Here is a 12,467-nt window from a genome sequence, read left to right as displayed (position 1 = left end):
TGACCATGACCACACCTACTCAAGTGTCAGCAGTCGATCAAAGCCTGCTGTATCCGTCCCCGTACAAAGAATTCTGGCAAGCCTTCTCCAAGAACAAAGGCGCCGTTGCCGGCCTGCTGTTTATGTTGCTGATCGTGTTTTGCGCGCTCTTCGCCCCTTGGGTTGCGCCGCATAACCCGAGCGAGCAATACCGCGACTTCCTGCTCACCCCACCGGCCTGGCTGGAAGGCGGGCAGATGCAATTCCTGCTGGGTACTGACGAACTGGGCCGTGACCTGCTCTCGCGTCTGATCCAAGGCTCACGCCTCTCATTGCTGATCGGCTTGTCGTCGGTGGTGATGTCGCTGATCCCGGGCATCCTGCTGGGTCTGTTCGCCGGGTTCTTCCCGCGCATGCTTGGCCCAACCATCATGCGCTTGATGGACATCATGCTGGCCCTGCCGTCGCTGCTGCTGGCTGTGGCCATTGTCGCGATCCTCGGCCCTGGCCTGATCAACACCGTGATTGCGATTGCCATCGTGTCCTTGCCGTCCTATGTCCGTCTGACCCGCGCTGCGGTGATGGGCGAACTGAACCGCGACTACGTGACGGCCGCCCGCCTCGCCGGCGCCGGCCTGCCACGCCTGATGTTCATCACCGTGCTGCCTAACTGCATGGCGCCGCTGATCGTACAGGCCACCTTGAGCTTCTCTTCGGCGATTCTCGATGCTGCGGCCCTGGGCTTCCTTGGCCTTGGCGTACAACCGCCAACCCCGGAGTGGGGCACCATGCTGGCTTCGGCCCGTGACTACATCGAACGCGCCTGGTGGGTAGTGAGCTTGCCTGGCTTGACCATTTTGCTCAGCGTGCTGGCAATCAACTTGATGGGTGACGGCCTGCGCGATGCGCTGGACCCGAAACTCAAGAACGCCGCCTGAGGAGATTCCCATGTCACTGTTAGAAATCAAGAATCTCAACGTGCGCTTCGGCGACAAGACCGCCGTACCGGTGGTCGATGGCCTCGACATTTCCGTCGACAAAGGCGAAGTGCTGGCGATCGTTGGCGAGTCGGGTTCGGGTAAATCCGTGACCATGATGGCGCTGATGGGCCTGATCGAGCACCCCGGCATCGTCACCGCCGATGCCCTGAACTTCGACGGCAAGGACATGCTCAAGCTGAGCAACCGCCAGCGCCGTCAGATCGTCGGCAAAGACCTGGCAATGGTGTTCCAGGACCCGATGACCGCGCTGAACCCCAGCTACACCGTGGGTTTCCAGATTGAAGAAGTGCTGCGCCTGCACCTGAAAATGTCCGGCAAGCAAGCGCGCAAGCGTGCCATCGAACTGTTGGAAAAGGTTGAGATCCCAGGCGCTGCCAGCCGTATGGACGCCTACCCGCACCAACTGTCCGGCGGTATGAGCCAGCGTGTTGCAATCGCCATGGCGATTGCCGGTGAGCCGAAACTGCTGATTGCTGACGAACCGACCACCGCGTTGGACGTGACCATCCAGGCGCAGATCATGGAGCTGCTGCTGGCCCTGCAGAAAGAGCAGAACATGGGCCTGGTGCTGATCACTCACGACTTGGCCGTCGTGGCCGAAACCGCCCAGCGCGTGTGCGTGATGTACGCAGGCCAGGCCGTTGAAGTCGGTCAGGTGCCGCAGTTGTTCGACATTCCGGCGCATCCGTACAGCGAAGCGCTGCTCAAGGCGATCCCCGAGCACAGCCTTGGCGCCACGCGCCTGGCCACGCTGCCGGGTATCGTTCCCGGTCGTTATGACCGCCCGCAGGGTTGCCTGCTGTCACCGCGCTGCCCGTACGTGCAGGAATCCTGCCGTGCCCAGCGGCCCGGGCTTGATCCGAAAAGCAACAGCCTTGCGCGCTGCTTCTACCCCTTGAACCAGGAGGTGGCGTAATGGCCGTCGTTCTTACCGCCCGCGACCTCACCCGTCACTACGAAGTGTCCCGTGGCCTGTTCAAGGGCCACGCCCTGGTGCGCGCGCTTAATGGCGTGTCCTTCGAGCTGGAAGCTGGCAAGACCCTCGCCGTAGTGGGCGAGTCGGGTTGCGGCAAATCCACCCTAGCCCGCGCCCTGACACTGATTGAAGAGCCGTCTTCGGGTTCCTTGAAGATCGCTGGCCAGGAAGTGGCCGGCGCCGACAAGGCCCAGCGCAAGCAATTGCGCAAAGACGTGCAGATGGTGTTCCAGAGCCCGTATGCCTCGTTGAACCCACGCCAGAAAGTCGGTGATCAACTCGGCGAGCCGCTGTTGATCAACACCAACCTGTCCGCCGCCGAGCGCCGCGAGAAAGTGCAGGCGATGATGAAGCAAGTGGGACTGCGCCCTGAGCATTATCAGCGCTACCCGCACATGTTCTCCGGCGGCCAGCGCCAGCGGATCGCATTGGCCCGCGCCATGATGCTGCAACCTAAAGTGCTGGTGGCGGATGAGCCGACGTCGGCACTCGACGTGTCGATCCAGGCCCAGGTGCTCAACCTGTTCATGGATTTGCAGCAGGAATTCAACACCGCCTATGTGTTCATCTCCCACAACCTGGCGGTGGTGCAACACGTTGCCGATGACGTGATGGTGATGTACCTCGGCCGCCCGGTGGAAGTGGGCCCCAAGGACGACATCTACGCCCGTCCCCTGCACCCGTACACCCAGGCGTTGCTGTCGGCTACCCCGACCATCCACCCGGACCCGAACAAGCCGAAAATCAAGATCGTCGGCGAACTGCCTAACCCACTGAACCCGCCGCCGGGTTGCGCCTTCCACAAGCGCTGCCCGTATGCGACCGCGCGGTGCAGCAGCGAGGAACCGCAATTGCGCGCCCTGGATAACCGCCAGGTGGCTTGCCACTACGCGGAGCAATTTGTGGCCTGACCGCAACAAAAATGCCCTGGGTGATTAAGCCCAGGGCATTACACAAGTTCTACCGCCCCACCCGTCGGATTGCGCATCAGTCCGGCCGGTGGGGCTTTTTTTCACGCTGACTTACGTATCACTGTCGCTGTCATCGTCGTCTGGCGGGGCCTGTTGGTCATCATCATCCTTGGAGCCGCCCTGGTCCTTATCACCGGGCTCTGACTCGTCCGCAGCCAGTTGCAAACCACCCGCTGTCACCGACTTCGCCGCTACAACCGCCGGGGCCTGGCTCTGCACGGCCGTATTGGCCCACGCAGATGAAGCACCCAGCGACAACATCACCAACACCTTTAGCAACAGCACCACACGTTGAAAGATAGTCATGGTCGATTTCCGTCCAGTCAGTGAAACACGCGCGCCGGCGTTCGACCGTCGCTGTGAATTAAGCTAGTTCCGTTCTCGGGTTTACGCCACTCGCTCATCAGGTATCGCCGTCATCGTAGGTTTCGCTGTCCTCCCCCTCGTTGTAAGGATTTTCCGCGTCTTCCTTGGGCGCAGGTTGGGCCTGTGGCTGCCAGCCGCCGGAGTTGACCTCTTTTTGCTTTTTTTTGCTGACCGGGCCGGTGTCCTTCCATTGGGCCGTACCTGTATCCGCCAGCGCCGAGGTGTACGCCAAAGCAGTGGACAGGCCCAGGGCCCCCAGCAGCACCATATGAATGGCGCGTTGAGTTATACGCAAGGTCGCCTCCTGATCCGTCGGTAAGTGGATGTAATAATTCAAACGCTAGACGGGATGCGGGCTTCTCGCCAATTCATCGCCACGTGGAGATCAGAATGTGGGAGCGGGCTTGCTCGCGAATGCGGTGTATCAGTCAACCTATCCATGACTGACACTGCGCATTCGCGAGCAAGCCCGCTCCCACACTTGGATTATCGGCGCCCACAAAAAAGGGCGAAGCCATCACGGCTTCGCCCTTTCGTGTACCGCTCAGACCTTAATGGTGCTCGCGGGTCGCACGGAATTTCACGTCCGGCCAGCGCTCTTCCATCAGCGCCAGGTTGACCCGGGTCGGCGCCAGGTAGGTCAGGTGACCACCGCCGTCGATCGCCAGGTTTTCTACGGCCTTGTTGGAGAACTCTTCCAACTTCTTCTTATCGCTGCAATCGATCCAGCGCGCGGAGTACACGGTGATCGGCTCGTAGGAGCATTCGACCTTGTATTCCTCTTTCAAGCGGCTGGCGACCACATCGAACTGCAGCACACCGACGGCGCCGAGGATGATGTCGTTGCTGCGCTCGGGGAAGAACACCTGGGTCGCGCCCTCTTCCGCCAATTGCTGCAAACCTTGGCGCAGTTGCTTGGATTTGAGCGGGTCACGCAGGCGCACGCGGCGGAACAGTTCCGGAGCGAAGTGCGGGATACCGGTGAAGCCCAGCGCTTCGCCTTCGGTGAAGGTGTCACCGATCTGGATAGTGCCGTGGTTGTGCAAGCCGATGATGTCGCCGGCGAAGGCCTCTTCCAGCTGTTCACGCTCCGAGGAGAAGAACGTCAGGGCGTCGCCGATGCGCACGTCCTTGCCGGTACGCACGTGGCGCATCTTCATGCCTTTTTCGTATTTGCCGGAGCAAATGCGCATAAAGGCGATACGGTCGCGGTGCTTGGGGTCCATGTTCGCCTGGATCTTGAACACGAAGCCGGTGAATTTCTCTTCAACCGGTTCCACGGTGCGCTCGTTGGCAACACGGGCCAGAGGCTCTGGCGCCCAGTTCACCACGGCGTCGAGCACGTGGTCGACGCCGAAGTTGCCCAAGGCGGTACCGAAGAACACCGGCGTCAGTTGGCCATCGAGGAACTCCTGCTGGTTGAACGCGTGGCAGGCGCCCTGCACCAGTTCCAACTGATCGACAAAGCGGTCGTACTCGTCACCCAGGTGGGCGCGGGCTTCGTCGGAGTCGAGTTTCTCGATGATTTTTACATCGGTGCGTTCGTGGCCGTGGCCAGCGGTGTAGACAATGATGTAGTCGTCAGCCAGGTGGTAAACACCCTTGAAGTCGCGGTAGCAACCAATCGGCCAGGTGATCGGCGCGGCCTTGATCTTCAGGACCGCTTCGATTTCATCGAGCAACTCGATCGGGTCGCGGATATCGCGGTCGAGTTTGTTGATGAAGCTGACGATGGGCGTATCACGCAGACGGCAGACGTCCATCAGCGCGATGGTCCGTGGCTCAACGCCTTTACCGCCGTCGAGGACCATCAGTGCCGAGTCCACTGCCGTCAATGTGCGGTAGGTGTCTTCGGAGAAGTCTTCGTGGCCCGGGGTGTCGAGCAGGTTGACCATGTGGTCGCGATACGGGAACTGCATGACCGACGTGGTAATGGAAATACCCCGTTGTTTTTCCATTTCCATCCAGTCGGAGGTGGCATGGCGGTCGGATTTGCGGGATTTCACCGTGCCGGCCACCGCGATTGCCTTGCCCATCAGCAGGAGCTTCTCGGTGATGGTGGTTTTACCGGCATCGGGGTGGGAAATAATAGCGAAAGTGCGGCGTTTCGCGACTTCGGCGGCCTGGTGGGTCATGGGAAATCGCCTGGCGGGTGAGTCAAAAAAGGGCGGCGAGTATAGCGCAAACCCAGGGTTAAGGACCACCGTTCAACCCATTGGGGGTGGCTAAATGCTGCCAAGTGTGGAACCTTTTAAAAGGTAGAGACGTCCACTCCCCTGCTACCGCACTCGTAACAGGGGCTGAAAAATCAGCAAGTTAGCCTGACGAGGCTGCGCTCATGGCTTGATCGCGTACCGCATTGCCGGTACCGGCGAGCTGCTTTTCGCGAACATATTCGCCGACAGCCAGGAATGGCATTGCCGCTCGGAAATGTGTTCGCCGACAAAAGAAAAAAAGGAGTCCGCCTGTGGCTATTCGCTATGGCAAAGGGCTGATAGGAGGAGCGGTTGTCGTCGCTCTCCTGGCCCTGCTGGTCCACTGGATCGGCATCAACACGATCGAACTGTACCGCGACGATTTGTTGTTTTACCTGCAAGCACACCTGATCCTCGTTCTTGTCTCCATGCTGGCCGCCCTCGTTGTAGGGATCCCCGCCGGTATCCTGCTTAGCCGACCGAACATGGTCGGGCGCGCAGAACGTTTCATGCAAATCTTCAACATCGGCAACACCGTCCCTCCCCTGGCCGTACTGGCCATCGCCCTCGGCGTCCTTGGCATCGGCAGTGGCCCGGCCATCTTCGCGCTGTTCCTCGCCTCCCTGTTGCCCATTGTGCGCAACACCTACGAAGGCCTGAAAAACGTACAGGGCTCCCTGAAAGAAGCCGCCACCGGCATCGGCATGACGCCGCGCCAGGTGCTGTTTCGCGTGGAATTGCCCAACGCCGTGCCGATCATCATCGGCGGTGTGCGTGTGGCTCTGGCGATCAACGTGGGTACAGCGCCGCTGGCCTTCCTGATTGGCGCCAACAGCCTGGGCAGCCTGATTTTCCCCGGCATCGCCCTGAACAATCAGCCGCAATTGCTGCTCGGCGCCGCGTGCACCGCGCTGCTGGCGTTGCTGCTCGACGGTCTGGTGACCATGGCCAGCCGCCTCTGGCTGGAACGCGGGTTGCGTCCGTCTTAAGGCTTGGCAAAGGAAATCACATGAAAAAACTGACATTGATACTGAGCTGCGTCCTGCTGTTTGCAGGTTTTGCGCAAGCCGCAGAAAAACCAGTGATCCGTATCGGCGCCCGGGTGTTCACCGAACAGACCTTGCTCGCCGAAATCACCTCCCAATACCTGCGCACCAAGGGCTACGACACCCGCGTGACCGGCGGCCTGGGCAGTAACCTGGCGCGCAGTGCCCAGGAAAGTGGGCAACTGGACCTTATCTGGGAATACACCGGCGTGTCGCTGGTGGCCTACAACCATGTGGACGAGAAGCTCGACAGCGAGCAGTCCTACGCCCGAGTGAAAGAACTCGATGCGAAAAAAGGCTTGGTCTGGCTGTCGCCGTCGAAATTCAGCAACACCTACGCGCTGGCACTGCCGGACAACGTGGCCCAGGAATTCCCGCAGATCAACAGCATCAGCGACCTGACCCAAGCACTCGCAGAGAAAACCAAAGGCACACGCCTGGTGGCCCTGGACACCGAGTTCGCCAACCGTTCTGACGGCATGGCCGGCATGGTCAAGCTGTATGACATGAACCTGACCCGCAAAAACACACGGCAGATGGACGCCGGGCTGGTCTACACCGCGCTGCGTAATGGCCAGGTGTTTGCCGGGTTGGTCTACACCACCGACGGTCGCTTGAATGCCTTCAAATTGAAGCTGCTGGAAGACGACAAGCATTACTTCCCGGACTACACCGCCGCGCCCGTGGTGCGTCAGGTTTATCTGGACGCGCACCCTGAATTGGCCGCTGACCTCAAGCCGCTGGCCGCGCTGTTCGACGATGCAACCATGCGCCAGCTGAATGCGCGGGTCGACGTCGACCATGAAAGCCCGTCCGCCGTGGCCGCAGACTTCCTGCGCCAACATCCGATCAACCCATAAGAGGAGAAGACATGGAATTCCTGAACGCCTTTTCCCATCTTGATTGGGCCCAAGTCCTGCACCTCACCTGGCAGCACATCACCCTGGTCGGCATTGCGGTGATCCTGGCGATTGTCGTCGGCGTGCCCCTCGGCGTGCTGATGACCCGCTTCCCGACGTTGGCCGGTCCGCTGCAAGCCAGCGCTACGGTGCTGTTGACCGTGCCGTCCATCGCCTTGTTTGGCCTGCTGCTGCCGTTCTACTCCAAGTTCGGCCAGGGCCTGGGGCCGATGCCGGCGATTACCGCCGTGTTCCTCTACTCCCTGCTGCCGATCATGCGTAACACCTACCTCGCCCTCACCGGCGTGGAACCTGGTATCCGCGAAGCCGCCAAAGGCATCGGCATGACCTTCGGCCAGCGCCTGCGCATGGTCGAACTGCCCATCGCCGTGCCGGTGATCCTCGCCGGCGTGCGCACCGCCGTGGTGATGAACATCGGTGTGATGACCATTGCCGCCACCATCGGCGCCGGTGGCCTGGGTGTACTTATTCTGGCTTCCATCAGCCGCAGCGATATGTCGATGCTGATCGTTGGCGCCGTGCTGGTCAGTCTCCTGGCCATCTTCGCCGACCTGCTTCTGCAATGGCTGCAACGCTCGCTGACTCCAAAAGGACTGCTCAAATGATCGAACTTCAAAACCTGACCAAGACTTTTCAAAGCAACGGCAAAACCGTGTCCGCCGTGAACGACGTAAGCCTGACCGTCAATGAAGGCGAGATTTGCGTATTCCTCGGCCCGTCGGGCTGCGGCAAGAGCACCACGCTGAAAATGATCAACCGCCTGATCAAGCCCACCTCGGGCAAGATCCTGATCAATGGCGAAGACACCACCGACCTCGACGAAGTGACCCTGCGTCGCAACATCGGCTACGTGATCCAGCAGATCGGCCTGTTCCCGAACATGACCATCGAGGAAAACATCGTGGTCGTGCCCAAGCTGCTCGGCTGGGACAAACAGAAATGCCACGACCGCGCCCGCGAATTGATGAGCATGATCAAGCTGGAACCCAAGCAGTACCTGCACCGTTACCCGCGTGAGCTGTCGGGTGGCCAGCAACAGCGGATCGGTGTGATCCGTGCGTTGGCGGCCGATGCACCGTTGCTGCTGATGGACGAGCCGTTCGGTGCAGTCGACCCGATCAACCGCGAGATGATCCAGAACGAGTTCTTCGAGATGCAACGCGCGCTGAACAAGACCGTGATCATGGTCAGCCACGACATCGACGAGGCCATCAAGCTGGGCGACAAGATTGCGATCTTCCGCGCCGGCAAGCTGCTGCAGATCGACCATCCGGACACCTTGCTGGCGCATCCGGCTGACGAGTTCGTCAGCAACTTCGTCGGCCAGGACAGCACCCTCAAGCGCCTGCTGCTGGTTAAAGCCGAAGATGCGGCCGACAACGCCCCATCGGTGAGCCCGGAAACCCCGGTGGCGGATGCGCTGGAGCTGATGGATGAAACTGACCGTCGTTATGTGGTGGTCACCTGTGCCGAGAACAAGGCGCTCGGTTATGTGCGACGTCGCGACCTGCACCGTCAGACCGGTACCTGTGGGCAATACCTGCGGGAATTCAACGCCACGGCGGCGTACGACGAGCATTTGCGCATCCTGTTGTCGCGCATGTACGAGTTCAACCGCTCGTGGTTGCCGGTGATGGATGCCGAGCGGGTGTTCCTGGGGGAGGTGACTCAGGAGTCGATTGCCGAATACCTGAGTTCCGGTAAGTCGCGTGGCGGTAAGACCAGTATTGTGTCGCCTGCCGAGACAGCGTTGGCCTGATAGACCGCTATCGCGGGCAAGCCCGGCTCCCACATTGAATTGCATTCATCTGTTGGAATGCATTCCCCTGTGGGAGCCGGGCTTGCCCGCGATGAATGCACCGCAAATCCCACCGATTTGCCCCATTCGGGGAACATCAATCCGTCACACCTGTCGGTTACATAAGTAGCTGCACCGGGTCCCGCGACGAACGCGTGCAAAAACGCGACATTTTTAGTTGATCTATGGCCCCTCACGTCCTAAAGTTCGCGCCGAACGTCCATGCTGGAAACGATCCATCCGGCTCAAGTACTGACGACGAGACAGCAAGGCCAAGGGACGCGGTTATCCCATGGCCTTTTTGCTTTCGGCGACATGCCTTGGGAAGTAGGCGAACCAAAGTGGGGATACGGAGGACGTTCATTTGCACCCATTGATCAAATTAGTTTGCCCTTAGGAGTTCCCAGCATGTCGATTAACGTCGAAGATTATTTCGCGCGCGCCACCTTTGACAAAATGAAGGCGTTCGCCGACAAGCAAGAAACCCCGTTCGTGGTGATCGACACCGCGATGATCAGCCAGGCCTACGATGACCTGCGCGCCGGTTTCGAATTCGCCAAAGTCTATTACGCGGTCAAGGCCAACCCGGCTGTCGAGATCATCGACCTGCTGAAAGACAAGGGCTCGAGCTTCGACATCGCCTCGATCTACGAGCTGGATAAAGTGATGGACCGTGGCGTCAGCCCCGACCGTATCAGCTACGGGAACACCATCAAGAAATCCAAGGACATCCGCTACTTCTACGAGAAAGGCGTGCGCCTGTTCTCCACCGACTCCGAAGCCGACCTGCGCAACATCGCCAAGGCCGCGCCGGGCTCGAAAGTGTACGTGCGTATCCTCACCGAAGGCTCGACCACGGCTGACTGGCCTTTGTCGCGCAAATTCGGCTGCCAGACCGACATGGCCATGGACCTGCTGATCCTCGCCCGCGACCTCGGCCTGGTGCCTTACGGCATCTCCTTCCACGTCGGCTCGCAACAGCGCGACATCAGCGTGTGGGACGCAGCGATCGCCAAGGTCAAAGTGATCTTCGAACGCCTGAAAGAAGAAGACGGTATCCACCTCAAGCTGATCAACATGGGCGGCGGCTTCCCGGCCAACTACATCACCCGCACCAACAGCCTGGAAACCTACGCTCAGGAAATCATCCGCTTCCTCAAGGAAGATTTCGGCGACGACCTGCCGGAAATCATCCTGGAACCGGGCCGTTCGCTGATCGCCAACGCCGGTATCCTGGTCAGTGAAGTGGTACTGGTGGCGCGTAAATCGCGTACCGCCGTCGAGCGCTGGGTGTACACGGATGTGGGCAAGTTCTCCGGCCTGATCGAAACCATGGACGAAGCCATCAAGTTCCCGATCTGGACCGAGAAGAAAGGCGAGATGGAAGAAGTGGTCATCGCCGGTCCTACCTGTGACAGCGCCGACATCATGTACGAAAACTACAAATACGGCCTGCCACTGAACCTGGCGATTGGCGATCGTTTGTACTGGTTGTCGACCGGTGCCTACACCACCAGCTACAGCGCGGTTGAGTTCAATGGCTTTCCGCCGTTGAAGTCGTACTACGTGTAAGCACGCCGCACACAAAAAACCCATGACATGTCATGGGTTTTTTTATGGGTCAGGAAAGGGTCGCAGCACGTTGGTGGTAAGCGTCGGCCATGGCCCGGATCTGCGGATTCTCGGCCGCCGCCAACGCCTTGTGGGCCGTTCGCAGAAACTTGAGATTACCGCCGGCCAGTGCCTGGCGTAACCACTCCAACGCGCTTTCGACTTGACCTCTATCGGCCAGCACCGCCGCATAACTGAACTGCCCGCGAAAATCCCCGCCTTCGGCTGAGCGTCGATACCAGGCCACGGCAGCCTCAAGATCCTGTGGGCAACACCGGCCATCTTCCAGATAACGCCCCAGCAAGTTCATTGACTTGGCATGGCCTTGCTCGGCCGCCTGGCGATAAAACCCCAGCGCTTGCGCTTGATCTTCAGCCACGCCACGGCCGGTGGCCAGCAGGTTGGCGTAGTTGTACTGGCCCCAATCCAGCCCGGCCTCTGCCGCCAGGCGATATGCCCTTGCGGCCGCCGCCTCGTCGACGGCGCAGCCCCAGCCATGTTCCCGGCAACGCCCGGCCATATTGCGGGCCATCAAATGCCCGCCCTGCGCCGCGATTTGGAACCAGCGCAGTGCCAGCGCTTCATCCCGTGCAATGCCGCGCCCTTCCAGCAGGATTTGCCCAAGCAAGGCCTGGGCGTCGACAACGCCCTCCTTCGCCGCCATCAAGATGGCCTGGGCGGCGCGCACCGGGGAGTCGTCGAGCATGCGTTGCAATTGCTCGACGTTGAGGACTTCTTCACGGCGCAATAAAAACCCCATGTCAGACCTCAACCCAGCGGCGCAACAGGTTGTGGTAAGTGCCGGTCAGCTGGATCAGCGCCGGATGGTCGGGGACATCGCGGGTCAGTTGCTGGATCGCACCGTCCATCTCGAACAGCAAGGTGCGCTGGCTGTCTTCGCGCACCAGGCTTTGGGTCCAGAAGAACGCGGCATACCGCGCGCCGCGCGTCACCGCGTTGACTTTGTGCAGGCTGGAGCCGGGGTACAGCAGCATATCGCCGGCCGCCAGTTTTACCCGCTGCAGGCCGAAGGTGTCCTGAATCTCCAACTCACCGCCGTCGTATTCATCCGGGTCGCTGAAAAACAGCGTGGACGACAGGTCGGTACGTACCCGCTCATGGCTGCCCCTGGGCTGACGCACGGCGTTGTCGATATGAAAGTCGAAACTGCCACCCGCCGTATAGCAATTGAGCAGCGGCGGAAAGACTTTGTGCGGTAATGCCGCCGACATAAACAGCGGGTTTTTCCACAAGCGCTCAAGCATTGCCGCGCCGATTTCCTTGGCCAACGGGTGGCCTTCGGGCAATTGCAGGTTGTGCTTGGCTTTGGCGGACTGGTGCCCGGCGGTGATTTTACCGTCGGCCCACTCGGTGTTTTCCAGGGCTTGGCGAATGCGCAGCACCTCCTCGCGAGAGAACAGGCCGGGAATGTGCAGCAGCATGGGGCAATACCTGAATTCAGAGAGATGCCAATGGTATTGATTCTTATCCGCCCTGTAAAACGCGAGGACGAACGAGTGGGTAAAAACCGTAAGCAAAAAGTGTAAAGAATGTAAATTCAATGCGAATAGCAATGTATCGCAATTGATAGAAAGTCTTGTTAG

Annotated in this window: 13 protein-coding genes; 8 read left to right on the top strand and 5 right to left on the bottom strand. The window is 60.0% G+C overall.

Features of this window, described 5'->3' with window-relative positions; translation table 11 throughout:
* Positions 1-5: 5 nt before the first annotated feature.
* From ACDZ94_RS12385 to ACDZ94_RS12375, 3 genes are read left to right on the top strand one after another with little or no spacing between them, the layout of a single operon-like run.
* Positions 6-917, top strand: coding sequence for an ABC transporter permease subunit (locus ACDZ94_RS12385; RefSeq protein WP_064450679.1), 912 nt, complete (start codon positions 6-8; stop codon positions 915-917).
* Between the two features lie 10 nt (positions 918-927).
* Positions 928-1,896, top strand: coding sequence for an ABC transporter ATP-binding protein (locus tag ACDZ94_RS12380; protein ID WP_017138287.1), 969 nt, complete (start codon positions 928-930; stop codon positions 1,894-1,896).
* Entirely contained in the window at positions 1,896-2,867 is a 972-nt protein-coding gene (locus ACDZ94_RS12375; RefSeq protein ID WP_064450678.1) for a peptide ABC transporter ATP-binding protein, read from the top strand. Before ACDZ94_RS12380 ends, ACDZ94_RS12375 begins: the two co-directional genes overlap by 1 nt.
* Before the next feature lie 111 nt (positions 2,868-2,978).
* Here the strand turns inward: ACDZ94_RS12375 and ACDZ94_RS12370 are convergent, their stop codons facing one another.
* The 3 genes from ACDZ94_RS12370 to ACDZ94_RS12360 all read right to left on the bottom strand — a co-directional run bounded on the left by ACDZ94_RS12370 (position 2,979) and on the right by ACDZ94_RS12360 (position 5,428).
* The gene (locus tag ACDZ94_RS12370) at positions 2,979-3,233 is read right to left on the bottom strand and encodes a hypothetical protein (protein ID WP_064450677.1); all 255 of its coding nucleotides are present in this window, start codon (positions 3,231-3,233) and stop codon (positions 2,979-2,981) included.
* Positions 3,234-3,330: 97 nt separating this feature from the next.
* Positions 3,331-3,588, bottom strand: coding sequence for a hypothetical protein (locus ACDZ94_RS12365; protein WP_064450676.1), 258 nt, complete (start codon positions 3,586-3,588; stop codon positions 3,331-3,333).
* A gap of 256 nt (positions 3,589-3,844) precedes the next feature.
* A complete protein-coding gene (locus tag ACDZ94_RS12360; protein WP_064450675.1) occupies positions 3,845-5,428 on the bottom strand; it encodes a peptide chain release factor 3 in 1,584 nt (527 codons plus the stop codon).
* A gap of 332 nt (positions 5,429-5,760) precedes the next feature.
* Between ACDZ94_RS12360 and ACDZ94_RS12355 the strand changes: the two genes are divergently transcribed.
* The 5 genes from ACDZ94_RS12355 (at position 5,761) to ACDZ94_RS12335 (ending at position 10,824) form a co-directional block, all read left to right on the top strand.
* Positions 5,761-6,477 (top strand): ABC transporter permease, encoded by a 717-nt coding sequence (locus ACDZ94_RS12355; RefSeq protein WP_025856261.1) that lies wholly within the window; start codon positions 5,761-5,763, stop codon positions 6,475-6,477.
* Positions 6,478-6,497: 20 nt separating this feature from the next.
* Positions 6,498-7,394 carry a glycine betaine ABC transporter substrate-binding protein gene (locus ACDZ94_RS12350; RefSeq protein WP_064450674.1) on the top strand — a complete coding sequence of 299 codons (897 nt, stop codon included), beginning with the start codon at positions 6,498-6,500 and terminating at the stop codon, positions 7,392-7,394.
* Positions 7,395-7,405: 11 nt separating this feature from the next.
* On the top strand, positions 7,406-8,059 hold the full coding sequence (locus ACDZ94_RS12345; RefSeq protein ID WP_027604864.1) for an ABC transporter permease: 654 nt from the start codon (positions 7,406-7,408) through the stop codon (positions 8,057-8,059).
* Positions 8,056-9,213, top strand: a complete 1,158-nt coding sequence (locus tag ACDZ94_RS12340) for an osmoprotectant ABC transporter ATP-binding protein OsmV (RefSeq protein ID WP_017138294.1) — start codon at positions 8,056-8,058, stop codon at positions 9,211-9,213. Before ACDZ94_RS12345 ends, ACDZ94_RS12340 begins: the two co-directional genes overlap by 4 nt.
* Before the next feature lie 447 nt (positions 9,214-9,660).
* Positions 9,661-10,824, top strand: a complete 1,164-nt coding sequence (locus ACDZ94_RS12335; RefSeq protein WP_064450673.1) for a type III PLP-dependent enzyme — start codon at positions 9,661-9,663, stop codon at positions 10,822-10,824.
* A 49-nt stretch (positions 10,825-10,873) separates the two neighbouring features.
* Here the strand turns inward: ACDZ94_RS12335 and ACDZ94_RS12330 are convergent, their stop codons facing one another.
* Together ACDZ94_RS12330 and ACDZ94_RS12325 are read right to left on the bottom strand one after the other, a co-directional pair.
* Positions 10,874-11,623 (bottom strand): tetratricopeptide repeat protein, encoded by a 750-nt coding sequence (locus ACDZ94_RS12330; RefSeq protein ID WP_262667019.1) that lies wholly within the window; start codon positions 11,621-11,623, stop codon positions 10,874-10,876.
* A gap of 1 nt (position 11,624) precedes the next feature.
* Positions 11,625-12,305, bottom strand: coding sequence for a Fe2+-dependent dioxygenase (locus tag ACDZ94_RS12325; protein ID WP_064450671.1), 681 nt, complete (start codon positions 12,303-12,305; stop codon positions 11,625-11,627).
* Positions 12,306-12,467 lie beyond the last annotated feature (162 nt).

Source organism: Pseudomonas sp. UBT, assembly GCF_050915955.1.
In the GTDB taxonomy this organism is placed as follows: domain Bacteria; phylum Pseudomonadota; class Gammaproteobacteria; order Pseudomonadales; family Pseudomonadaceae; genus Aquipseudomonas; species Aquipseudomonas antarctica_A.
This window is presented reverse-complemented; position numbering and strand designations above follow the sequence as displayed.